The sequence below is a fragment of the Janthinobacterium lyxosi genome (assembly GCF_051380665.1).
Lineage (GTDB): Bacteria > Pseudomonadota > Gammaproteobacteria > Burkholderiales > Burkholderiaceae_D > Janthinobacterium.
Window position 1 is genome coordinate 146,566 of the sequence record NZ_JBNYXM010000005.1, and the last position, 21,995, is coordinate 168,560.

Genomic DNA, 21,995 nt, shown 5'->3' on the forward strand with positions numbered 1-21,995 from the left:
TGAGGCTGAAAAGGATGTAAAACGATGAAATCGGCTGACTTGCCCTGTTCCACCCATCCGCTGGTGACCTTGCGCCACCTGGCGCGCGCTGATGCGCCCGCCTGGTATGCGTACTTGGCCGACCCTGTTGTCGTGGAACACACGAGCTGGGACTTGCGTTGCGTCGATGATCTGCAGGCCAATTTCGATGACTACGCATCGGTAGAGCCGTCTTCGCCGCTACGGCTGGCCGTGGTGCTGCGCGAGGGCGGCCAGCTGGTCGGCACGATCGGCTTCAATGCCATTTCCCCGCAGCACCGCACGGCGGAAATCGCCTACGACCTGGCCCCAGCTGTATGGGGGCAGGGCGTGGCCACGTCCCTCGCCGCGTCGGTCGTGGACTGGGGCTTCCAGCACCTTGGCTTCCTGCGCATCCAGGCCACTGTGCTGGAAAGCAATGAACGTTCGATCCGCGTGCTCGAACGCTGCGCTTTCGAGCGGGAAGGCTATCTGCGCTGCTACCGGCAAATTCGTGGAAAGTCCGGCAACTTCTGGCTGTATGCGCGCATTGCCGGCGTGCGATGAGCAAGCTACCCTTGAGTATCCTGCTGGTGGAAGACCACCTGGCCATCGCGCGCCAGGTGCTCGACTTCCTCGATGGCTTGCGCTGGCAGACCGACCATGCGGGCACGGGCGCGCTGGCCGTGCAATTGGCCACGCGCAATAGCTATGACGTGGTGTTGCTGGACCTGAACTTGCCCGACATGGATGGCTTGCAAGTGTGCCGCGCCATCAAGGCGGGGGCGCCCAGCAATGTGCCTATCCTGATGCTGACGGCGCGCGACGCCTATGAAGACAAGGCGCGGGGCTTTCGCGATGGCGCCGACGATTATTTGACCAAGCCGTTCGACTTGCGCGAACTGGCCTTGCGCTGCGAAGCGCTGGCGCGCCGGCAGCAACTGCACGTGCACCAGGAAATGCGCGTGGGCCCCTTTACCTTGCAGACGCGTGCAGGGCGCGCCCTGTATGGCGATGCGGCGCTGCCATTGACGCAGACGGGTTTTAAAATTTTGCTGCTGCTGTGCCGTGAATACCCGCACGCCGTGTCGCGCTCGGCCCTGTTGCAACAGCTGTGGGGCAGCCAGCCGCCCGACAGCGACGCCCTGAAATCGCACATCTACGCGCTGCGCAAGCAGCTGGAGTTGGTTGGCGGGGCTGGCGCGGCGGGTGTGCTGGTGACCATACCGCAGCTGGGTTACCGCCTTGCCTTCGACTCTGCGGCGTCTCCATGAGCAAGTCGATCCGGCAACGCCTGTTCGCCGCCCTGGCCGGTTTCACTGTCCTGCTGTGCCTGTGTTACACGGGCCTGGCGCTGGTGATCGCCTACGTGACGGAAGATATGCTGGTGCAGCGTCTGCTCGAGCGCGAAGCGGCGGCCGTCAGCATGCGCTGGCAGCAGCACGGCAAACTTATGCCCTCTGGTAGCGACCTCATCACGGTTTACGGCAGCTACCTTGACTTGCCTCAAGGGGTGCTTGCGCAAGTGCCGTCGTCTGCCCGGCGCGGGGAGGTGTTTACCACAACGGGCCAGCACTATCACGTGCTGGCGCTGGACCTCGTTGCCGCGGGCCAGTCGCGGCGCTCGTATTTGCTGGCCGACGTGGCGCCCATACTGGTGGTGCCCCGCCTGGTGCCGGAAGTGGGCGGTGTCGTGCTGGGCGTGGCGCTGGCGCTGATCGCCTTGGCCTTGCTGCTGGCGTACTGGCTGGCGCGGCGCCTCGTGCTGCCCTTGCAGCGCCTGGCCCAGGAAGCGCGCCAGCTGGCGCCCGGCAGCGCCGTCCATTTCAGCGAGCGCGATCGCCCCGACGAGATCGGTTTCCTGGCGCGCCGCCTGGAAACCACCTTTGCCGAGCTGCAGACGGCCTTGCAGCGCGAACAGGCCTTCGCGCGCGACGTCAGCCACGAATTGCGCACGCCGCTGACCTTGATGCACAACACCCTGGCGCTGGCCGATGCGCAGCCCTTGGGCATGCAAGAGCGGGCGCAGCTGGAGGAGGGTGTCGACGACATGCGCGCCACCATCGAGGTGCTGTTCGCACTGGCGCGGGCCGAGCAGCTGCCCGGTGAAGTGGTGGAGTTACGCGGCTGCATCGAGCAATGCCTGCTGCGCCTGCTCGACGAGCATCCTTGGGATGCCAGCCTGCTGACCCTGGAGCTGCCCGAGCGGCTGGAGGTGGCCGGCAACGGGCAATTGACGACGTTGCTGATCAACAATTGCCTGGCGAATGCCTTGTTTCATGGCGGCCCCGCGTGCCGCATCAGCATTGCGTTTGCGCAAGGTTGCCTGAGCATCGTCAATACGCTGCAGCCTGGACAAGCGCAACGCGTCCAGGGTTTCGCGCATGGCCAGAACCTGCTGCTGCGCCTGGCACAGGCCATGCGTTGGGACATAGTTTTCCACCCCGGCGCAATGGAGTACCGCGTCGCCATCATGGTGGCGCAACAGGCATAAAGACGCCGGATTTCACCGCGATTTCACCTGGCCCTGCTTATGCTGGCTGCTCTTTTACATGAAGGGAAGCCCATGAAAATCGCCATCAGCCTGTTGATCCTGTGCAGCCTGTGCACGCCAGTGCTGGCCCAGGTGCAATCGCTGCAGCACAAGGAGGACAAGCGTCGCTACATCGTCTACACACCCGCCGCCTACGACAGCGCGCCGCAGCAGGCGTTTCCCGTCGTCGTCAATTTCCATGGCGGGGGCATGAGCATGGCGGAACAAATGCTGTACACGCAGATGAACCGGGCGGCCGAGCGGCACCAGTTCATCGTTGTGTATCCGCAAGGCATCAAGCAAGACTGGAACGTGGGCTTCGGCATGGATTACCTGACGGGCACGGATGACGTCGGTTTTACGCAAGCCATGTTGAGTAAACTCAAGCAGGATTACCGCATCGATGAAAAACGCGTGTATGCCACGGGCCTGTCGCGCGGCGGCTTCTTTGCCCTGCGCCTGGCGGCCGAGCTGCCCCAATACTTTGCTGCCGTCGCCTCGGTTGGGGCGCCCATGCCGGAACCGGTGCAGCAGCATCACCAGAAGACGGACAAGGTCGGCATGCTGTTGATACAGGGTACGGCCGACAAGGTGGTGTTGTTTGAGGGCAAGGCTGCCAGCTACCTGTCGGCTGAAGATACGTTCGGCTACTGGCGCAGGCACAACGGCATCGACGGCGCCACGCCGCAGCCGCGTCCGATGCCTGGACCTGCTGGCGACGCCACGCAAGTGAGCTGGCTGGAACAGGGGAGTGGTGCTGGCGGCGCCAGCGTGGCCTTGATCACTGTCAAGCACGGCGGCCACACGTGGCCCGGCGCCGATGCCTTCAATATCGGACTGCCCATCGGCAAGACCACGCGCGCCATCGATGCGAATGAGGTCATCTGGGCGTTTTTCAGCCGCCATCGGCGTTGACGCCATGCTAGGATGGCGGCCATCGCTGCAGTGCTATGCGGCAAATGAGGGGAGCATGGTGGCAATCTCGGAAGCTGGTATCGCGGCCATGGCCGAGGCGATTTTCGCCAAGCCTGGTGCGGCCGTGGCAGAAGCGTATTCGGCGCCGGAGCGTGAGACGCTGCATTTTCATTCGGCCACGGAACTGTGCGCGTATGCGGCCAGGCTGGAGGCCCAAGGGGCCAGTCATGTGCTCCTGGCCGTGCATTACCCGGACACGGGCGGGCACTTTTCCCCGCGCCGTATCGCGCTCGACCCGGCCAAGTGCTGTGGCCTCACTTACCGTTACGTGTGCAAAGGCTGGGGCGTCATCCGCGTGTATCTGCACCTGTCCGGCGGCAAGGGCCAGTCATGATGGACGCGATGCAGATCAACCCCACCACCATCTTTTGCCGCTCGCTGGCGCAGCTTTCCGCCATGCTCGACAAGACCGGTACCGCGCCGCAACTGCTGGCGGCGCGTTTGCACCCGGACATGCTGCCGTTTGCCCAGCAAGTGCGTGCGGCCGTGAGCTTTTCCCTGCGCGGCTGTTGCCCGCTGGCGGGGCTGGAAGTGGCCGATTTCAGCGCTGCCGCCAGCTTGCAGGAACAGATCGCGCAGACCATGCGCTACCTCAAATCCATCCCCCCGGAGCGCTTTGACGGGCCTCCCGGGCGCATCTGCCGCGACCGCGCCGGCTTTGCCGACATCGCGCTGCCGGCCGATGCCTATTTGAATTTGTATATTGTGCCGAATTTCTACTTTCACTTCAGCATGGCGTATGCGATCGCGCGCAGTGCAGGCGCAGTTATCGGCAAGGGCGATTTCGATGGCCATCATGCTTATGCACCGGGGTTTTCGTTCGAGACGCCAGCTGCGCCATAGTTCCTACAGTCCCGCATCCTTCCAGGCAGAAAACCCCAGCCGCTTCAACAGCCGGCCCGACAGCCCGCAACTCCAGCAACTCATCTGGATTTGCCGCTGCCGCGCCGGTGCTGCCGCATGCCAGGCTTGCTGGGCGTAAGCGAGCAGGGCCTCACTGAGCGGGGAGGCGTCGGCTGTCGCAGGCAAGCGGGTCATCAGCTCAAACACGCCGTGCGGTGTTTCCTTGATCTGCAGCAAGCCCGCCAGCAGTGCGCGCAGCACGGCGCCGTCGATGGAACCGCTCGCTTGCGTGTAGCGCTGCTGCCAAGATAGATCGCGCGCCTGCCACAGTGCCAGCAGCGGGGACACGTCGGCCGTCCGCAGTTGCCCGATCAGCTCGACCGCCTCGAGAAACAGGTCGAGGCGGTCGTATTCATCGTCGTCGCTGCACAGCAGTTCATCCAGCTCGTGCAATACGCTCATGCCACCACGTTCGTGGGCGCACCCCGTTCAAATGCTTCCACGTTGCCGATCAAGATGTCGGCCAGCTTTTGCATGGCTTCAAAGCTGGCCCAGGCCGTGTGGGGCGTGAGGATGAAGTTGGGCAGGCGCAAATTTAACAGCGGGTTGTCGGGCAGCGGTGGTTCCTTGGATAGCACGTCGAAACCGGCGCCGGCGATCACGCCACGGCTCAGCGCCTCGGCCAGCGCCGCCTCGTCGACGAGGCCGCCCCGCGCCGTGTTGATCAGGAGGGACGTCGGCTGCATGCGCGCCAGCTCCTTGGCGCCAAGGATATTGCGCGTCTTGTCCGTCAAGGGCAGGTGCAGGCTGAGCACGTCGGAAGTGGCCAGCAATTCGTCGAAGGTCACTTGCGTCACGCCTTCTTCATCGATGGACGAACGGTTGTGCACGATGACGTGCATGCCGAAGGCGCGTCCCAGCTGCGCCACGGACTTGCCCAGCGCGCCGTAACCGAGCAAGCCCAGACGGCTGCCGGCCAGGTCGCGGATCGGGTGGCCGAACAGGCAGAAGCGTTCGGATGCCTGCCACAGGCCCGCTTCCACGTCCGCGCGATAAGCGACCAGCTGGCGGCGCAGGGCCAGCATCAGGGCCAAGGTATGCTCGGGCACGGTGGCGCGCGCGTAGTCGCGGATATTCGCCACCACGATGCCCCGTTCGCGGCAGGCGGCCAGGTCGAGGATATCTGTGCCGGTGGCGGCCACGGCGATCATTTTCAAGTCCGGCAGTTGCGCCAGCTCGGCTGCGCGCAGCGGTACTTTATTCGTGATGGCGATGCTGGCGCCTTGCAGACGGGAAACTGTCTGATCGCTGCCCTTGGTGTGCGGATACTCTTCCCAGCTGTGCGCGAAGGCGGGCGGGCGCACGGTGGCGATCAGGCTGTCGCGGTCGAGAAAGACGATGCGGTGGGGCGTTGTTGCGGTCATGGCTGGGCCTCGGTCTGGGTGGCGCGCGTGCTGGGAAGGCTGCTCTTGCCCTTCAGTTGCGTGGCCGGGTGGTTGATAAACATGTCGGCGACCCATTCGACAAACACGCGCACCTTGGCGGACAGGTGGCGGTTGGGCGGATAGATCACGTGGATGGGCAACGGGTCGGATTCCCATTCACCGAGCAATTCCACCATTTTGCCCTGTTCTATCAGCGGCGCAAGCATGAAATGCGTCATTTGCACGATACCCAGGCCCGCCAGGCCGGCGGCCGCGTAGGCGTTCGAGTCGTTCAGGGCGATATGGCTGGGCATGGACATCTGGATGCGTTCGCCGGCGCGCGTGAAATCCCAATCAAATGTTTTACCTGTCTTGGCGGAGAAAAAATTCACGCCCCGGTGCTGCGCCAGGTCGTTCGGGTGCAGCGGCGTACCGTGCCGCGCCAGGTAGCCGGGCGCGGCGCACGTCATGAAGTGCAGCACGCCGACCCGGCGCGCGATCAGGTTCAGGTCGCCCAATTCTCCTCCGCGCACGGCGCAATCGACGCCTTCCTCGATCAGGTCGACGGGACGGTCGCTGCAACCGAGTTCCAGCGAGATGTCCGGGTAGCGGGCGAAAAAGTCGGGCAGGGCGGGGATGATCAGTTCGCTGGCCAGGGCCGTGGGCGCGTCCACGCGCAGCCGTCCGCTGGGGCTCAATCGCGTGCGCGACAGCGATTCCTCGGCCTCGCGCACGTCCGACAGGATGCGCACGCAGCGCTCGTAATACGCGGCGCCGTCGGAGGTGATGCTGACGTGGCGCGTGGTGCGGTTGAGCAACTTAACCGACAGGCTCGCTTCCAGCGACTGGATCAGGGTCGACACGGTGGCTTTCGGCAGCTGCATGTTTTCCGCCGCGCGCGTAAAGCCGCCCGCATCGACGACTTGGATGAAAACTTCCATGGCTTGCAGCTTGTTCACTTGATTCCTTATCACTTTATGTGCGATTGTTCGTAATCCTGAACAATCAATTCGTCATTGCACTCTTTATCAGATTGTAGATCAAGTCTATAGTTGTTGTACTGCAGCATAAATGTGATGCCGCAGGAAGTACAACAGGAGAAAAATCATGGGTCATCGGAATGGAATCGTTGCACTGCTTGCTCTCGCTATGAGCTCGCTTGCTCTGGCCGCGATGGTGTCGACGGATGCATACTCGCTGGCGGCGCAAAGCGAAGCCAGTGCTTATAGCGCCCTGACCCATGAGATGGGCGGCGTCGCCCTGTTGTGCCTGAACGACACGGTGCTCGATGCCGCCGTGCAGCCGGTGGTGGCGCAATGAGCTTTGCCGAGACCGCGGCCGAGCTGGCACCTGGCCAGGCGCTGAAGATACGCGACATCCAGGTGCAGGGCGCGCAGGATGCGCTCGCCGCGCGCGTCTACACGGCCGGCGTGCCGGGTGCCAAGCAGTCCAGCCTGATCGTCTTCTTCCATGGCGGCGGCTTTGTCGACGGCGACCTGGACGACGCGGATGACTTCCTGCGCTGCCTCGTGCTGAGCAACCCGGACCACGTGGTGCTGGCCGCGAACTACACGCTGGCGAAGGTGCGGCCATTCCCTGCCGCCGTGGAAGACGCGCATGCCGTGCTGCTGTGGGCGAAAAAGAACAAGTCCAAGTTGGGCTGGACGGGCAAGCAGATGGTGGTGTCGGGCATCGAAGCGGGCGCCAACCTCGCTGCCGTGTGCGCCATGATGTCGCGCGACCGGGGCGGACCGCCTCTCGCGGGCCAGGTGCTGATCATGCCCATGCTCGACCCCGGCCTGTCGACTTGCTCGATGCGCAGTTTGCCCAGTTGTCCTGACCTGGCGGAAGTGGCCGACCAATGCGCCGCCGCCTATCGCGGCTACCTGCCGAATGCCGCTGACCGTACCCATCCGTACGCGTCGCCATTGCAGTCGAGCCGCCTGAAGAACCTGCCGCCAGCCTTGATATTGTCCAGCGAGGACGATCCATTGCGCGATGAGGCTGAACAATACGGCAGCAAATTGATCGCCTGCGGCATCAAGACCACCGTGCGGCGCATGGCCGCCGCGCCGTTGCAGGATGCAGGCGCCCGCAATGAGTGCGCCTGCAAGGTGCAGGTATTGAGTGAAATCGCCAGCTTTGTTGCTGGGTTGGGGCAGGAGCCCGAGTCATGACGCCGCCATCTACGGCACCGCAAAAAAATTACACTAAGCAGTTTACTTATTGAGTTTCGGTTGCTACACTGCGCAGTGTAGTTCCCATCTTGCCTGAGTTGTGCGTTCGCACAGCCAGCTTTGTCGTCCCCGTCCGCTTTTAAGCAGCTGGCGGCCTGTTTACCTTTGATCGAGCGCCGTCGGGCGCCATGGCACCACCATATGCTGCAGTTTCCACTTTTAGCTGGGTTGCTTCCTGCCGCCCATACCATTAGAAATTTTCATAAAACAGGGAAATAAAATGAAAAACGTTCAACAATTTTCCACCTTGGGTACCTTACTCAAGCCCCTGGCTGCCTCGCTCGCGCTGGCAGGACTGGTGGCCGTGAGCCTGGCCGGCTGCGATTCGGCCAATAGCAAGGTGCCTGACGCGCCAGCGGCCGGTGGCCCGCCCATCTCGGCCGCCACCGTGGTGGAAAAACAGATCACGGAAACGCAGGAATTCTCGGGCCGCCTGGAAGCGATCGAGCGCGTGGAAATCCGTTCGAGAGTCGGTGGCTTCATCACCGCCGTCAACTTCAAACCGGGCAGCGAAGTGAAAAAGGGCGAGGTGCTGTTCGTCATCGATCCGCGCCCATTCCAGGCCGAAGTGTCGCGCGCCGAAGGCACGGCCGCTTCGGCCCGCGCCAAGGCGGAACTGGCCAAGCTGGAATTGTCGCGCGCTGAAAAGCTGCTGGCCGAAAAAGCCATCGCCCAGCGCGAATTCGATGAAAAGGCCTCGGGTCTGAAAGAGCTGGACGCCAACGCCCGCTCGGCGCAAGCCGCGTATGAAGCGGCCAAGCTGAACCTGTCCTACACGCAGGTGCAGGCACCGATCAGCGGACGTGCCAGCAAGGCCGAAATCACCGTCGGCAACTTGATCGATGCTTCGGCTATCCTTACTTCGGTGGTGTCGACGGACCGCATCTACGCCAGCTTCGATGGCGATGAAGATACATATCTGCGCGTGGCCGGCACGGCGCAAAAGGGCACGCCCGTCACCGTCAAGGTGGGCCTGGCCAACGAAACGGGCTTCCCGCATGAAGGCAAGCTGGAATTCGTCGATAACCAGCTCGATCCGGCCACGGGCAGCGTGCGCATGCGCGCCACCTTCGCCAATGCCGAGCGCCAGCTGGTGCCGGGCCTGTTCGCGCGCATCCAGCTCGATGGCGGCAATGGCCCTAAGGCGCAAAGCACGGCGCTGTTGATCAGCGACCGCGCCGTCGGTACGGATCAAAGCCGCAAATACGTCTACGTGGTGGGCTTGGATAACAAGGCTGAATACCGCGCCGTCAAGCTGGGCCCGAACTCGGACGGCTTGCGCGTGGTGCGCGAAGGCTTGAAAGCGGGCGAAAAGATCGTCGTCAACGGCTTGCAGCGCGTGCGTCCCGGCGCGCCGGTGACGCCGCAGATGGTGGCCATGGATTTCGACCCGACCGCGCCAGTCGCCCCTGCAAAACCTGAAGCAGCCAAGATCGCTGCTAAAGCAGCATCGACTTCCAAGGAATAAACATGAATTTTTCCCGCTTTTTCATCGACAAGCCGATTTTCGCGGCGGTGCTGTCGATAGTCATATTCGTGGCCGGGCTGTTGTCGATATTCGGCCTGCCCATCTCCGAATATCCCGACGTCGTGCCGCCATCCGTGGTGGTGCGCGCGCAGTACCCGGGCGCCAACCCGAAAGTGATCGCCGAAACCGTCGCCGCGCCGCTCGAAGAGCAGATCAACGGCGTCGAGAACATGCTCTACATGTCCTCGCAAAACACGTCCGATGGTTCGATGATGCTGACCGTGACCTTCAAGATCGGCACCAACGTCGAGCAGGCCGAGACGCAGGTGCAGAACCGCGTGCAGCGCGCCTTGCCGCGCCTGCCCGAGGAAGTGCGCCAGATCGGCGTGACGACCGTCAAGTCCTCGCCCAATCTGACCATGGTGGTGCACCTGGTTTCGCCGAACAAGCGCTATGACGACATGTATCTGCGTAACTACGCGGTGCTGAACGTCAAGGACCAGCTGGCCCGTTTATCCGGCATGGGCGACATCCAGATCTTCGGCGCCGGCGACTATGCCATGCGCATCTGGCTCGACCCGCAAAAAGTGGCGGCGCGCGGCATGACGGCCAATGACGTCGTCGATGCCATCCGCGAGCAGAATGTGCAGGTGGCCGCTGGCGTGATCGGCGCCTCGCCAGCGAAGAATTCGGACTTCCAGTTGACCGTCAATACCCAGGGCCGTTTGCAGACGCCCGAGGAATTTGGCGCCATCATCGTGCGCACCAATGCCGACGGCGCTGTGACGCACCTGAAGGACGTGGCACGCGTGGAAATGGGCGCCAACAGCTACTCGCTGCGTTCGCTGCTGAACAATAATCCGGCCGTCGGCATGGGTATTTTCGAGGCGCCGAATGCCAACGCGCTGCAATTGTCGTCCGACGTGCGCGCCAAGATGGACGAACTGAAAAAAGACTTCCCGCAAGGCGTGGAATATCGCATCGAGTACGATCCCACGCAGTTCGTGCGCTCGTCCATCGAAGCCGTGATCCATACCCTGCTCGAAGCCATCGCCCTGGTGGTGCTGGTGGTGATCATCTTCCTGCAAACCTGGCGCGCCTCCATCATTCCGCTGCTGGCCGTCCCCGTGTCGATTGTCGGTACCTTTGCCGTGATGCTGGGCTTTGGCTTCTCGATCAACACCCTGTCGCTGTTCGGCCTCGTGCTGGCCATCGGTATCGTCGTCGATGACGCCATCGTAGTGGTGGAAAACGTCGAGCGCAACATCGAGGAAGGCTTGTCGCCGCGCGACGCCACCATCCAGGCCATGAAAGAGGTCAGCGGTCCTATCGTCGCCATCGCCCTGGTGCTGTGTGCCGTGTTCGTGCCGATCGCCTTCGTGCCCGGCCTGTCGGGCGAGTTCTACCGCCAGTTCGCGCTGACCATCGCCATTTCGACCGTGATCTCCGCTTTCAGCTCGCTGACCCTGGCACCAGCTCTGTCGGCCGCGCTGCTGAAACCGCACGATGCGCCGAAAGACGCGCTGACGCGCGGCATGGACATGGTCTTCGGCCGTTTCTTCGCCTGGTTCAACCGCTTCTTCGGCCGCGCCTCGCACCGTTATGAAGCGGGCGTGAAGGGCGTGTTGGGTCGCAAGAGCGCCTCGCTGGGCGTGTATGTGCTGCTGGTCGTTGCTGCCATCTTCACCTTCAAGTCCGTGCCGGCCGGCTTTGTGCCAGCGCAAGACAAACAGTACCTGGTAGGCTTTGCGCAATTGCCTGACGCTGCCTCGCTGGACCGCACGGAAGATGTCGTGCGCCGCATGTCCGACGTCATCAAGTCGGTGCCTGGCGTCGAGTCGACCATCGCCTTCCCCGGCCTGTCGATCAACGACTTCACCAATGCGCCGAACGCCGGCATCGTCTTCGCCACGCTGAAACCGTTCGACGAACGTACTACCAAGGAATTGTCGGGCGGCGCCATCGCGGCCGAGATCAACAAGCGCCTGGGCGGCATCCAGGACGCCTTCATCATGGTCTTCCCGCCACCGCCGGTCAACGGCCTGGGCACCATCGGCGGCTTCAAGATGATGATCGAAGACCGCGGCAACCTCGGCTACGATGCGCTGTACAACGCCACCCAAGCACTGGCCGCCAAGGCGTACCAGACGCCGGAGCTGGCGGGCGTGTTCTCGGGCTACCAGATCAACGTGCCGCAGCTGTTTGCCGACGTCGACCGCGTCAAAGCCAAGCAGATGGGCGTGCAGCTGCAAACGATTTATCAGACCTTGCAGATCAACCTCGGTTCGCTGTACGTGAATGACTTCAACCAGTTTGGCCGCACCTACCAGGTGCGCGTGCAAGCCGATGCCGCGTTCCGTTCGCATGCCCAGGATATCGCGCAGCTGAAGGTGCGCAATAACAAGGGCGAAATGATCCCGCTGTCGTCGTTGATGCGCGTCAAGGATAGCTATGGTCCTGACCGCGTGCAGCGCTATAACGCCTACGCCGCAGCCGATTTCAACGGCGGCGCCGCGCCTGGCGTGTCGAGCGGCCAGGCGCAAGCCGCACTGGAACGCATCGCCAAGGAAGTGCTGCCGCAGGGGATCGCGTATGAATGGACGGAGCTGACCTACCAGGACATCTTGTCCGGCAATACGATGATTTATGTCTTCCCGCTGTGCGTGCTGCTGGTGTTCCTGGTGCTGGCCGCCCAGTACGAAAGCTGGACCCTGCCGCTGGCCGTGATCCTGATCGTGCCGATGTCGATCCTCTGCGCGCTGTTGGGCGTGAAGCTGACCGGTGGCGACAACAATGTGTTCACACAGATCGCGCTGTTCGTGCTGGTGGGGCTGGCGTCGAAGAATGCGATCCTGATCGTGGAATTCGCCCGCGAGCTGGAAGAGCATGGCCGCACCGTCGTGCAAGCGGCGCTGGAAGCATGCCGTCTGCGTTTGCGTCCGATCCTGATGACGTCGATCGCCTTCATCATGGGCGTGGTGCCTCTCGTGTTCTCGCACGGCGCCGGTTCGGAAATGCGCCATGCCATGGGCGTGGCGGTGTTCGCCGGCATGCTGGGCGTGACCTTCTTCGGCCTGTTCCTGACGCCCGTGTTCTACGTACTGCTGCGCACCCTGGCGCAGCGTTTTGAGAAAAAACCAGCCGCCGCTGCTGCCAAGCCTGTCGCCGCGCCAGCGCTGGACCTGGAAGGAGATATATATTGAAAACCAAGGAAATCATCTGGCGTGTCAAGCCTGTGCTGACCGCCATGGCAGCGGCGGTGCTGCTGGCCGCCTGCGCGGCGCCGGAGTTCAAGCAGCCGCAGATCGAGACGCCGACGGCGTTCAAGGAAGCGCAAACCTTGCCGGCCGTGCAGACGGCGGCCGACGGCACGCGCTGGAAACAGGGCGTGCCAGCCGAGCGCCAGGCGCGCGGCGAATGGTGGCTGGCTTTCAATGATCCGGCCCTGACCAGTCTGATCGGCGAAGCCACGCAAGCGAATGCCAACCTGGCTGTCGCCGCCGCCCGCGTCAAGCAGGCGAGGGCGATTGCCGGCATCGCCGAAGCGGACCGCATCCCGCAAGTGGGCGTGAACGTGGGCGGCCAGCGCAACCGCGCTTCCGCCGTGTCGCTCGGCTTGCCGAACGGCGCGCCGGTGGCGGCCACCAACGTCTACCAGGCCAACCTGACGGCCAGCTACGAAGTCGACCTGTTCGGCCGCGTGGCATCGAACGTCAGCGCCTCGCGCAGCGATGCGCTGGCCGTGGAAGCGACTTACCGCTCGGTGCTGCTGTCGCTGCAGGCCGACGTGGCGCAGACCTACTTCCAACTGCGCGCCACGGATGCCGAACTGGCGACATTGGCCCAGACGGTGCGCCTGCGCGAGGAAAGCGTGCATGTGAACCAGCGTCGCTATGACCTGGGCGACATCGGCGAATTCGACCTGTCGCGTGCCCGCACGGAGCTGTCGACGACGCGCGCCGAAGCCATCGGCCTGCAGCGCCAGCGCGCCACCGGCGAGCATGCGCTGGCCGTCCTGCTGGGCAAGCCGGCCGCCAGTTTCACGGCGAGCGTCAACCCGCTGCAGGACAGCGGCTTCCTGCCCGTGATCCCGGCCGGCATGCCGTCGTCCCTGCTGGAACGCCGTCCTGACATCGCGTCGGCGCAGCGCACCATGGAAGCGTCGAATGCGCGCATCGGCGTGGCGAAATCGGCCATGTTCCCGGCCTTGACCCTGAACGCCTCCGGTGGCGGCGCGTCCGATACCTTCTCGGATATCTTCAAGTGGAGCAGCCGCTCCTGGCTGCTGGGCGCGCTGATGTCGATGCCCATCATCGACGGCGGACGTAATAAAGCTGCCGTGACGCGCAGCGAAGCGCAGCTGGAAGAGTCGGTGGCGACGTATCGCCAGAGCGTGCTGGTGGCCTTCGCCGAGGTGGAAGACAACCTGGCCGGCCTGCGCATCCTGTCTGGCCAGACGCAGCAGATCGACGAAGCCGTCGTCTCGGCGCGCCGTTCGGCCGACCTGGCGCAAAAGCTGTACGACGCGGGTCGTTCCAGCTATCTGGACCTGCTCGACGCGCAGCGCAACCTGGCGGCCATCGAGCGCAACGCCGTGCAGCTGCGCGGCAACCGCGCCGTCACCACCGTGGCGCTGATCCGCGCCCTGGGCGGCGGCTGGGGCGAGACGGAGCCGCAAGTGGCGGCCAACTAGTTTCCCGGCACCGCGGGCTGGAGTGTCCGGCCCGCGGCAAGGGATGCATATCGGGAACGGCGTCGTGCGCTTGCACGGCGCCGTTTTTTTCTGCAAGTTGAATCCGTTTGCGGAAAGGCCGCGTAAGTACTCCTGCAATCACGCAAACGCAGTCATCCAGGAGATAGCATCATGCGCACCTTTCTTCCCGCAGCACTACTTGTCACCTCCATCACTTCCATGCTGGTCGCCAGCACCCCGTTTGCCGCCGACATGACGACCATGGTGGGTGGCCAGAGCATGTTTCCGTCCAAGGACATCGTCGATAACGCCGTCAATTCGGCCGACCACACGACCCTGGTGGCTGCCGTCAAGGCGGCCGGCCTGGTCGATACCTTGAAAAGCAAGGGGCCATTTACCGTGTTCGCGCCGACGAATGCGGCGTTTGGCAAGCTGCCGGCCGGTACCGTCGAGACCCTGGTCAAGCCGGAAAGCAAGGCGACCCTGACGAAAATTCTCACTTATCACGTGGTGCCCGGCAAATACGACTTCAAGGCGCTGACCCGTGAAATCAAGATGCACGATGGTAAAGCCACCTTGCCCACGGCCAGCGGGGGCAAGCTGATGTTCGCCATGAATGGCATGCACAACATCGTGGTGATGGATGAGGGCGGCAATAGCGCCAACATCAGCACCTATGATGTGTATCAATCGAATGGCGTGATCAATGTGATTGACACGGTGCTGATGCCAAAATAGGGGGACGAAAAAAAGACAGGGAAAACCCTGTCTTTTTCGTTTGTGCCGCCTCGATTACTTGGCTGGCGCTGCTGCCGGTGCGGAAGCTGCCGCTGCGGCCGGAGCTGCTGGCGTTGCCGGTGCTGCTTTCTTCGCCTTGTGATGCTTGGCTTTCTTGTGCGCCGCTGGCTTGACTGCTGCGGCAGGAGCTTCGGCCTTGGCGACAGGGGCGACGACAGGAACCGGTGCCACTGGAGCGACTGGCGCGACGGCTGGCGTCTGGGCGAAAGCGGCGGTGGCGAACAGGCTGGCGATTAGGGTGGCGATGACTTTTTTCATTTTAATATCCTTAGTGTATGGTCAGTAAAGTGTGTCGGAATTACTTGGCTGGAGCCGCTTCAGCGGTAGCCGATGCCAGTTTTTCGTCAGCCTTGGCCTTGGTTTTCTTGGCCTTGTGGTGCGCCTTGGCTTTCGTGGTGGCCGCTTCCGCTTTGGCGCTGGCTACGTCCGTTTTGGCGGCGACGACGGCTTTCGCTTCTTTTGCATCTGCTTTCACGACGGCTTGCGCTTCCTTGGCGTCCGCTTTCACGACGGCCTTGGTGTGGGTCGCTTCTACTTTGGCTGGAACCGAGGCTGCCGCGGTGGCATGCGCTGCCGGAGCTGCTGGCGTTTGAGCAAAGGCAGCGGTTGCGAACAGGCCGGCGATCAGGGTAGCAATTACGTTTTTCATGGTGCAGTCCTCGGTGGTGGTTTGTCTGGTATGTCTCTTGGTGTCGGGATGATTCCCGTGTCACTGAGCATAAAACGCGCCCCCGGACGCTTGCGTTGACGGTCATTACAAACGCTTACATCTGCGTGGCATCGGCCTTCAGGATGGCCTTCAGGATGTCTTCCGAGCGGCGCTGTCCATAGCCCTTGCCATACGCGCTGGAAGCCACGCTCACGACCATGCGGCGCGCGGGGATCACATAGATCTTGTTGCCGCCATTGCCCGAGGCGAAATGCACGGCAATCTTCTGTCCGCCGATGTCCTGCGTCTTCGCGTACCAGAAATAGCCGTAGCTGTCGGCGTAGCGGTCCACGGCGCCGATGGCCACGCGCGGCGCCAGCACGGCTTGCAGCCAGTTGGCGTCGATCACTCTCTTGCCGTCAAATAGGCCGTCGTCGAGCACCATCTGGCCGATCTTCGCCGTGTCGCGCGCGCGCAGCGACAGATTGCCCTGGCCTTTCGGGTGGTGTGCCACGTCGCGGCCCCAGCTCCAGCGGGTGATGCCCAGCGGCGCGAACAGCACCTTGGCGGCGTAGTCTTCCAGGTCGGCGCCGCTGGCGTTTTCCACCACTCTGCCCGCGATGTACGACCCTAGCGAGTTGTAGCGGTAGGCGCTGCCCGGCGTTGTGGCAGCCGGTATGGCGCGCACGAAGGCGGCCGGGTCGGGCGCTGCATCGAGCTTGTCTTCATTGCCCGGCGAGTGTTCGTCTTCATCGAAGGCGGCCAGGCCAGAACGCATCGTCAGCAAGTCGTCCAGCGCCACCTTGCCCGCCGGGCTGCCAGCGACTTCGGGCCAGTAGTCGCCCACCGTTTTTGTTGTCACCAGTTGGCCGCGCGCCACGGCCGCGCCCACCAGCAGGGCGGTGATGCTCTTGCCGGTCGAGCGGATGTCGTGCAGGGTCTCGGCCGTCTCGCCGTTGTAATAGCGTTCGGCCACGACGGCGCCATCGCGCAGCACGACGACGGCGCGCAAGTCGCCATGGCTGTCGCGGTCCTGGGCTTGCAGGACTTGCTCCAGGGGGGCGGGGGTGTCTTGCGCGCTGGCAGCGCAAGGCAGGCACAGGGTGGCAATCATGAGCAAGGGCAGGTGGCGCATGGGATGGGCTTCGTGGCGATAGTGGGAGTGCCAGTGTCCCTCATGCGCGCCGTTTTGTCGCGCACAAGCTGGCCTGTTCGATGAAGTTTGCATGAAGGCTCGCCATGCAAAAAGGACAGCCGAAGCTGTCCCTGGTACTGCGGGTGTAGTGGACACGCAAGCGCAGACCCGGCCGGACGCGCTCCCGTGACGACGTTCAGGCTTACTTTGCCGGTGTGGCAGCAACTGCTGCGTCTGCTTTAGCGGCGTCCGCTTTCACCTTGGCCTTGTTTGCCTTGTGATGGGCCTTGGCCTTGGTGGCTTTCGCATCGGCCTTGGCGCTGGCCACGTCGGCTTTCGCATCGGCGGCGACGACCGCTTCCTTGGCATCGGCTTTCACGACGGCCTTGGTTTCCTTGGCTTCTGCCTTGACCACGGCTTTCGTGTGGGCCGCTTCCGCCTTGGCGGGAGCCGGGGCTGCCGGGGCGGCTGGGGTTTGGGCGAAGGCTGCGGTAGCGAACAGGCTGGCGACGAGGGTGGCGATAAATTTTTTCATTTTATTTTCCTGGCGAGTGGTAAGCGATTGTGTGGGGGATTACTTGGCAGCTGCTGGCGCGGCTTCAGCGGTGGCCGAAGCCAGTTTTGCATCGGCCTTGGCTTTCGTGTGCTTGGCCTTGTGATGGGCCTTGGTTTTGGTTGCCGTTGCTTCCGTTTTTGCGCTGGCTACTTCCGTTTTGGCGGCGACGACGGCTTTGGCTTCTTTGGCATCCGCTTTCACGACGGCTTGCGCTTCCTTGGCGTCCGCTTTCACGACGGCCTTGGTGTGGGCCGCTTCCACTTTGGCGGGCACTGCCGGGGTGGCTGCAGGAGCTGCTGGCGTTTGAGCAAAGGCAGCGGTAGCGAACAGGCCGGCGATCAGGGTAACAATTGCTTTTTTCATGGTGCAGTCCTCGGTGGTGGTTTGTCTGGTATGTCTGTTGGTGTCGGGATGATTCCCGTGTCACTGAGCAGAAAACGCGGCCCGCAAGGTTACGGTTGACCTTGTTTACACTTTCTTACAATCAGGCGTTTTAAAAGATGTTGCGACTTGATGTGGTGTTGAAAACGAAAAAAGACAGCCGAAGCTGTCTTTTTATGTGGCGAAAAAAAACGCGGCGGCCGATTATTTGGCTGCTGCGGTCGCTTCAGTTTTGGCTTCATCAGCCTTGGCCTTGGCTTTTTTCGCTTTGTGATGGGCTTTGGCCTTGGTGGCGCTGGCATCGGCCTTGGCGCTGGCAACATCGGCTTTCGCATCGGCTGCGACGACCGCTTCTTTCGCATCGGCTTTCACGACGGCCTTGGTTTCCTTGGCTTCTGCTTTTACCACTTCCTTGGTGTGCTTGGCTTCGGCCTTGGCAGGAACGGCTGGCGTTTGAGCAAAGGCTGCGGTAGCGAACAAGCCGGCGATCAGAGTAGCGGTCAAGTTGACAATGCGTTTTTTCATGGTGCAGTTCCTCGAGAAGTGGGGTTGTAGTTCAGGAGATGCATTTCCCCTGTCACTGAGGCAAAAACGCGCTGTGCGGGAATAGCGTTGACAGCGATTCGGGCTAATTACAAACACTTACATTTGTTGGGGCAGGCACTCTGTTAGCTGGCGTACTGCGCTACGGCCCGCAGCGGCCTAGACTCGATGCCATCGTCACCGCATGGGTCCGCCATGAAAGCCGCCCTGAAAACCTATCAAGCCAAGCGCAATTTCGCCATCACACCCGAGCCTGCGGGTGGTGACGAGGACGTGAGCGACGTGCTCACCTTCGTCATCCAGAAGCACTGGGCCAGCCGTTTGCACTATGATTTTCGCCTGGAATTGGACGGCACGATGAAAAGCTGGGCCGTGCCGAAAGGCCCCAGCTACGACCCGCGCGACAAGCGCATGGCCGTGCAGGTGGAAGACCATCCCATAACCTACGCCAGCTTTGAAGGCACGATCCCAGAAAAACAGTATGGCGCGGGCAAGGTCATCATCTGGGACCAGGGGACGTGGCAGCCCCAGCCGGCCATGCCCGATGCGGGCAAGGCGTTGGCGGCCGGCGAGCTGAAATTCACCCTGCATGGCCACAAGATGCATGGCAATTGGGTGTTGGTGCGCATGAAGGCCAAGGGAGATAAGCGCAGCGAAAAGCAGCCAGCCTGGCTGCTGATCAAGGAAAAAGACGAATATGCCCGGCCGGCACTGGAATTTTCCGTCGTGGACGAGTTCCCCGACAGCGTCAAGAGCAAGGCCCTGCCCAGGCGCAAGAGTGCGGACCAGGCGGCAGCGCCAGCCGCCAGGCTGCCCGCCAGCTTGGCACCCCAGCTCGCCACCCTGGCTGACGCGCCGCCGCCAGACCCGCAAGACTGGATTTTCGAGGTGAAATTCGACGGTTACCGCCTGCTCGCGCGTTGCGATGGCGAACAGGTCAGATTGATGACGCGCAATGGCAATGACTGGACGGCCAAACTGCCGAAGCTGCGGCAGGCGTTGGAAAAGCTGGGCTTGCCGCCAGGCTGGTATGACGGTGAAATCGTCGTCAACGATGCCGACGGCTACCCCGATTTTGGCACATTGCAGCGCGCTTTCGATGCGGAAAGGACCAGCGAGATCGTGTATTACCTGTTCGACGTGGCGTATTTCGATGGCCACGATGTGCGGGGACAGCCGGTCGAGGCGCGCAGGATGTTGTTGAAACAGTTGCTGCAGAGTTTGCCCGCCTCGCCGCTGGTGCGCTTCAGCGCTGCGCTCGATGCTGCGCCGCAGCAGCTGCTGGCCCACGCTTGCCGCCTGGGGCTGGAAGGGGTGATCGGCAAGCGGCGCGGCTCGCCCTACGTCACGCGGCGCTCGGACGACTGGATCAAGCTCAAGTGCGGGTTGCGCCAGGAATTCGTCATCGGCGGCTATACGGCGCCGCAGGGCGCGCGCGAAGGCATCGGTTCGCTGCTGCTGGGCGTGCATGATGAGCAGGGCAAGCTGCGCTACGCGGGCAATGTGGGCAGCGGCTTTGACGATGCCGCCTTGCGCGACTTGCGGCGGCGCCTGGACGCGCTGGCCGTCGGGACGAGTCCGTTTGCGGGCAAGGCGGGCGGCGTGCGCCAGGCCATCTGGGTCAAGCCGCAGCTGGTGGCTGAAGTGAGTTTTGCGCAATGGACCAGTGGCGGTGCCGTTCGCCATGCCGTGTTTCATGGCTTGCGCCAGGACAAAAAACCGGCCGCTATCGTGCGCGAGCGGGCGCAGCGGATCGACAGGGAGACGACGATGCAAAATAAATCCACGCCGGAGAGCGTCTTGCCGGCCAGTTTCAAGGTCAGCCATGCGGACAGGGTGATCGACAAGGACAGCGGCGCCAGGAAGATCGACCTGGTGCGCTACTACGCGCTGGTGGGCAAGCTGATGCTCATGCATTTACGGGGCCGGCCTGTGTCGCTGGTGCGCGCGCCGGCCGGCGTGGGCGGCGAGCTGTTTTTCCAGAAACATGCCGATACCTCGACCATGCCCGGTGTCAAACAGCTCGATCCCGGCCTCGATTCCGAGCATGCCGCCATGCTGGAAGTGGCCAGCGTACAGGGCTTGTTGTCGGCCGCACAATGGAATGTGGTGGAATTTCATACGCAAAACGCGCTGGCCAGCGCCTACGACACGCCGAACCGCCTGGTGTTCGACCTGGACCCGGGCAAGGGCGTGGCCTGGGCCGCGATCCGCGAAGCGGCCGTGCTGCTGCGCGCCTTCCTGACGGAGCTGGGGCTGCCCGCCTGGCTGAAAACCAGTGGCGGCAAGGGTTTGCATGTGGTCGTGCCGATACGCCCGAAATACGACTGGGACACGGTGAAAGCGTTCTCGCAAGCCATCGTGGCGCACATGGCGCAGCACATACCGGCGCGTTTTGTCGTCAAGAGCGGTCCCGCCAACCGTGTTGGCAAGATTTTCATCGATTATTTGCGCAACGGACGTGGGGCCACCACAGTGTGCGCGTGGTCGGCCCGCACGCGCTCGGGGCTGGGCATTTCCGTGCCGCTGGCCTGGGAGGAACTCGACAAGCTGACGGCGGGCGATCAATGGACCGTGAGCAACGTCCACAGCCGCCTCGACGTGGGCAATGCGCCGTGGGCGGGCTATGCGCGCAGCGCCAGGGGCATCGATGGGGCCATGCAGAAGCTGGGATTCACGGCGCCGGCTTGAACGGCAGGCTGGCGCGCCAGTTGCAGGCTATCGATTTGTCTGCCGCTCAATTCGCCGTCCGCGTAGCCGAACAGGTGCTACGCCTGCTGGCTTTCCAGCACGATGGCGCCCGTGGCATTGACCATGACGACGCTGTCTGGTGTCGATTCGAACAGCACGCGGTAGCGCACATCGACGTACCGGGTGGTGTGGTTCAGGCCGCTTTGCGCCTGGCTGGCGGCGTTTTGCGGGAGGCGGACGAGGCCGCGCGCTTGCGGACTGGTGCGGCGGGCATTTTCTTGCCCAGGCTTTGCTGCAGCAGGGCGACCAGGTCGATCACATTGCTGCCGTGAACTTCTGCCGCCTCGGGCGCGGGCGGCGTGATGGTCTTGGTCTGCCTGGCCTTGATTTTCTTCTTGACCAGCGCCAGCACGTCTTCGCGGTAACTGTCGTGGTATTGCGCCGGTTCCCACGTTTCGCTCATGCCTTCCACCAGCGACAGGGCCATCTTGAGTTCCTTGTCGGTAATGCCCGCCGCCTTCAGGGTGTTGCCGGGCAAGTCCAGGTCCGTCGTGGGTCGCAGTTCATCGGCGTAGCGCAGGGTGTTGAGCACGATGGCGTCGTCCACGCACACGAGCGCGCACAAATGCTGCTTGGTGCGCATGACTACGCTGGCGATACCCACTTTATTGGCCCTGCGCAAGGTTTCGCGCAGCAATGCATAGACTTTCTCGCCGCCCTTGGCGGGCAGCAAATAATACGGATGTTCGTAAAAGGTCAGCGCTACCTCGACCGCATCGACAAAGGTCAATATGTCGATGGTTTGCGTGGCCTTCACATTCGCCTGTTTCAAGTCTTCTTCGGACAGCACCACGTACGCATCCGTTTTGTATTCATAGCCCTTGATGATGTCGTCCCACTCGACTTCCTTGCCCGTCTTCTTGTTGTAGCGCTTGTAGCCGATGGGCGCGAAGTCGCGCCGGTCCAGCATGGATAAATCCAGTTCATGGTCGAGACTGGCTGAAATCAGCTCGACGGGGATATGCACGAGGCCGAAGCTGATGGCGCCTTTCCACAATGCCCGCGCCATGGC

General features: G+C 62.8%; 23 protein-coding genes. 13 read left to right on the forward strand and 10 right to left on the reverse strand.

Annotated features, from left to right (window positions below; translation table 11 throughout):
• The first annotated feature begins 24 nt into the window (after nucleotides 1–24).
• From ACQ4WP_RS06825 to ACQ4WP_RS06850, 6 genes are all read left to right on the forward strand, one after another.
• On the forward strand, nucleotides 25–564 hold the full coding sequence (locus ACQ4WP_RS06825) for a GNAT family N-acetyltransferase (protein ID WP_436519271.1): 540 nt from the start codon (nucleotides 25–27) through the stop codon (nucleotides 562–564).
• Entirely contained in the window at nucleotides 561–1,271 is a 711-nt protein-coding gene (locus tag ACQ4WP_RS06830; RefSeq protein WP_436519272.1) for a response regulator transcription factor, read from the forward strand. Before ACQ4WP_RS06825 ends, ACQ4WP_RS06830 begins: the two co-directional genes overlap by 4 nt.
• Complete coding sequence (locus ACQ4WP_RS06835; RefSeq protein ID WP_436519273.1) at nucleotides 1,268–2,491, forward strand: sensor histidine kinase; 1,224 nt, start codon at nucleotides 1,268–1,270, stop codon at nucleotides 2,489–2,491. The genes ACQ4WP_RS06830 and ACQ4WP_RS06835 overlap by 4 nt, the downstream gene beginning before the upstream one ends.
• Nucleotides 2,492–2,563: 72 nt before the next feature.
• On the forward strand, nucleotides 2,564–3,445 hold the full coding sequence (locus ACQ4WP_RS06840) for an extracellular catalytic domain type 1 short-chain-length polyhydroxyalkanoate depolymerase (RefSeq protein ID WP_436519274.1): 882 nt from the start codon (nucleotides 2,564–2,566) through the stop codon (nucleotides 3,443–3,445).
• Between the two features lie 55 nt (nucleotides 3,446–3,500).
• Entirely contained in the window at nucleotides 3,501–3,839 is a 339-nt protein-coding gene (locus ACQ4WP_RS06845) for a hypothetical protein (protein WP_436519275.1), read from the forward strand.
• Nucleotides 3,836–4,348 carry a DUF1993 family protein gene (locus ACQ4WP_RS06850; RefSeq protein ID WP_436519276.1) on the forward strand — a complete coding sequence of 171 codons (513 nt, stop codon included), beginning with the start codon at nucleotides 3,836–3,838 and terminating at the stop codon, nucleotides 4,346–4,348. The genes ACQ4WP_RS06845 and ACQ4WP_RS06850 overlap by 4 nt, the downstream gene beginning before the upstream one ends.
• Before the next feature lie 3 nt (nucleotides 4,349–4,351).
• On the opposite strand, the gene ACQ4WP_RS06855 is transcribed toward ACQ4WP_RS06850, so the two are convergent.
• Genes ACQ4WP_RS06855 through ACQ4WP_RS06865 form a run of 3 tightly spaced genes read right to left on the reverse strand, consistent with a single transcriptional unit; the run spans nucleotide 4,352 to nucleotide 6,731 of the window.
• Nucleotides 4,352–4,810 carry a hypothetical protein gene (locus ACQ4WP_RS06855; RefSeq protein ID WP_436519277.1) on the reverse strand — a complete coding sequence of 153 codons (459 nt, stop codon included), beginning with the start codon at nucleotides 4,808–4,810 and terminating at the stop codon, nucleotides 4,352–4,354.
• Nucleotides 4,807–5,772, reverse strand: a complete 966-nt coding sequence (locus ACQ4WP_RS06860) for a D-2-hydroxyacid dehydrogenase (RefSeq protein WP_436519278.1) — start codon at nucleotides 5,770–5,772, stop codon at nucleotides 4,807–4,809. The genes ACQ4WP_RS06855 and ACQ4WP_RS06860 overlap by 4 nt, the downstream gene beginning before the upstream one ends.
• On the reverse strand, nucleotides 5,769–6,731 hold the full coding sequence (locus ACQ4WP_RS06865; RefSeq protein ID WP_436519279.1) for a LysR family transcriptional regulator: 963 nt from the start codon (nucleotides 6,729–6,731) through the stop codon (nucleotides 5,769–5,771). The genes ACQ4WP_RS06860 and ACQ4WP_RS06865 overlap by 4 nt, the downstream gene beginning before the upstream one ends.
• Nucleotides 6,732–6,921: 190 nt before the next feature.
• Between ACQ4WP_RS06865 and ACQ4WP_RS06870 the strand changes: the two genes are divergently transcribed.
• From ACQ4WP_RS06870 to ACQ4WP_RS06895, 6 genes are all read left to right on the forward strand, one after another.
• Nucleotides 6,922–7,092, forward strand: coding sequence for a hypothetical protein (locus tag ACQ4WP_RS06870; RefSeq protein ID WP_436519280.1), 171 nt, complete (start codon nucleotides 6,922–6,924; stop codon nucleotides 7,090–7,092).
• On the forward strand, nucleotides 7,089–7,949 hold the full coding sequence (locus ACQ4WP_RS06875; protein ID WP_436519281.1) for an alpha/beta hydrolase: 861 nt from the start codon (nucleotides 7,089–7,091) through the stop codon (nucleotides 7,947–7,949). The genes ACQ4WP_RS06870 and ACQ4WP_RS06875 overlap by 4 nt, the downstream gene beginning before the upstream one ends.
• Nucleotides 7,950–8,229: 280 nt before the next feature.
• A complete protein-coding gene (locus ACQ4WP_RS06880) occupies nucleotides 8,230–9,477 on the forward strand; it encodes an efflux RND transporter periplasmic adaptor subunit (protein ID WP_436519282.1) in 1,248 nt (415 codons plus the stop codon).
• A 2-nt stretch (nucleotides 9,478–9,479) separates the two neighbouring features.
• Nucleotides 9,480–12,680 (forward strand): efflux RND transporter permease subunit, encoded by a 3,201-nt coding sequence (locus tag ACQ4WP_RS06885; RefSeq protein ID WP_436519283.1) that lies wholly within the window; start codon nucleotides 9,480–9,482, stop codon nucleotides 12,678–12,680.
• A 44-nt stretch (nucleotides 12,681–12,724) separates the two neighbouring features.
• Nucleotides 12,725–14,170 carry an efflux transporter outer membrane subunit gene (locus ACQ4WP_RS06890; RefSeq protein WP_436519386.1) on the forward strand — a complete coding sequence of 482 codons (1,446 nt, stop codon included), beginning with the start codon at nucleotides 12,725–12,727 and terminating at the stop codon, nucleotides 14,168–14,170.
• A gap of 171 nt (nucleotides 14,171–14,341) precedes the next feature.
• Complete coding sequence (locus ACQ4WP_RS06895; protein ID WP_436519284.1) at nucleotides 14,342–14,908, forward strand: fasciclin domain-containing protein; 567 nt, start codon at nucleotides 14,342–14,344, stop codon at nucleotides 14,906–14,908.
• 54 nt (nucleotides 14,909–14,962) lie between these two features.
• On the opposite strand, the gene ACQ4WP_RS06900 is transcribed toward ACQ4WP_RS06895, so the two are convergent.
• From ACQ4WP_RS06900 to ACQ4WP_RS06925, 6 genes are all read right to left on the reverse strand, one after another.
• A complete protein-coding gene (locus ACQ4WP_RS06900) occupies nucleotides 14,963–15,226 on the reverse strand; it encodes a hypothetical protein (RefSeq protein ID WP_436519285.1) in 264 nt (87 codons plus the stop codon).
• A gap of 40 nt (nucleotides 15,227–15,266) precedes the next feature.
• A complete protein-coding gene (locus ACQ4WP_RS06905; RefSeq protein WP_436519286.1) occupies nucleotides 15,267–15,617 on the reverse strand; it encodes a hypothetical protein in 351 nt (116 codons plus the stop codon).
• Nucleotides 15,618–15,732: 115 nt separating this feature from the next.
• Nucleotides 15,733–16,752 (reverse strand): serine hydrolase domain-containing protein, encoded by a 1,020-nt coding sequence (locus ACQ4WP_RS06910; RefSeq protein ID WP_436519287.1) that lies wholly within the window; start codon nucleotides 16,750–16,752, stop codon nucleotides 15,733–15,735.
• Nucleotides 16,753–16,954: 202 nt separating this feature from the next.
• Nucleotides 16,955–17,287 (reverse strand): hypothetical protein, encoded by a 333-nt coding sequence (locus tag ACQ4WP_RS06915; protein WP_436519288.1) that lies wholly within the window; start codon nucleotides 17,285–17,287, stop codon nucleotides 16,955–16,957.
• A gap of 39 nt (nucleotides 17,288–17,326) precedes the next feature.
• Complete coding sequence (locus ACQ4WP_RS06920; RefSeq protein ID WP_436519289.1) at nucleotides 17,327–17,671, reverse strand: hypothetical protein; 345 nt, start codon at nucleotides 17,669–17,671, stop codon at nucleotides 17,327–17,329.
• A gap of 222 nt (nucleotides 17,672–17,893) precedes the next feature.
• A complete protein-coding gene (locus ACQ4WP_RS06925) occupies nucleotides 17,894–18,214 on the reverse strand; it encodes a hypothetical protein (protein WP_436519290.1) in 321 nt (106 codons plus the stop codon).
• Nucleotides 18,215–18,427: 213 nt separating this feature from the next.
• Between ACQ4WP_RS06925 and ligD the strand changes: the two genes are divergently transcribed.
• Nucleotides 18,428–20,923 (forward strand): DNA ligase D, encoded by a 2,496-nt coding sequence (gene ligD, locus ACQ4WP_RS06930; RefSeq protein ID WP_436519291.1) that lies wholly within the window; start codon nucleotides 18,428–18,430, stop codon nucleotides 20,921–20,923.
• Between the two features lie 193 nt (nucleotides 20,924–21,116).
• Here the strand turns inward: ligD and ku are convergent, their stop codons facing one another.
• Nucleotides 21,117–21,992, reverse strand: coding sequence for a non-homologous end joining protein Ku (gene ku, locus ACQ4WP_RS06935; RefSeq protein WP_436519292.1), 876 nt, complete (start codon nucleotides 21,990–21,992; stop codon nucleotides 21,117–21,119).
• Nucleotides 21,993–21,995: the final 3 nt, after the last annotated feature.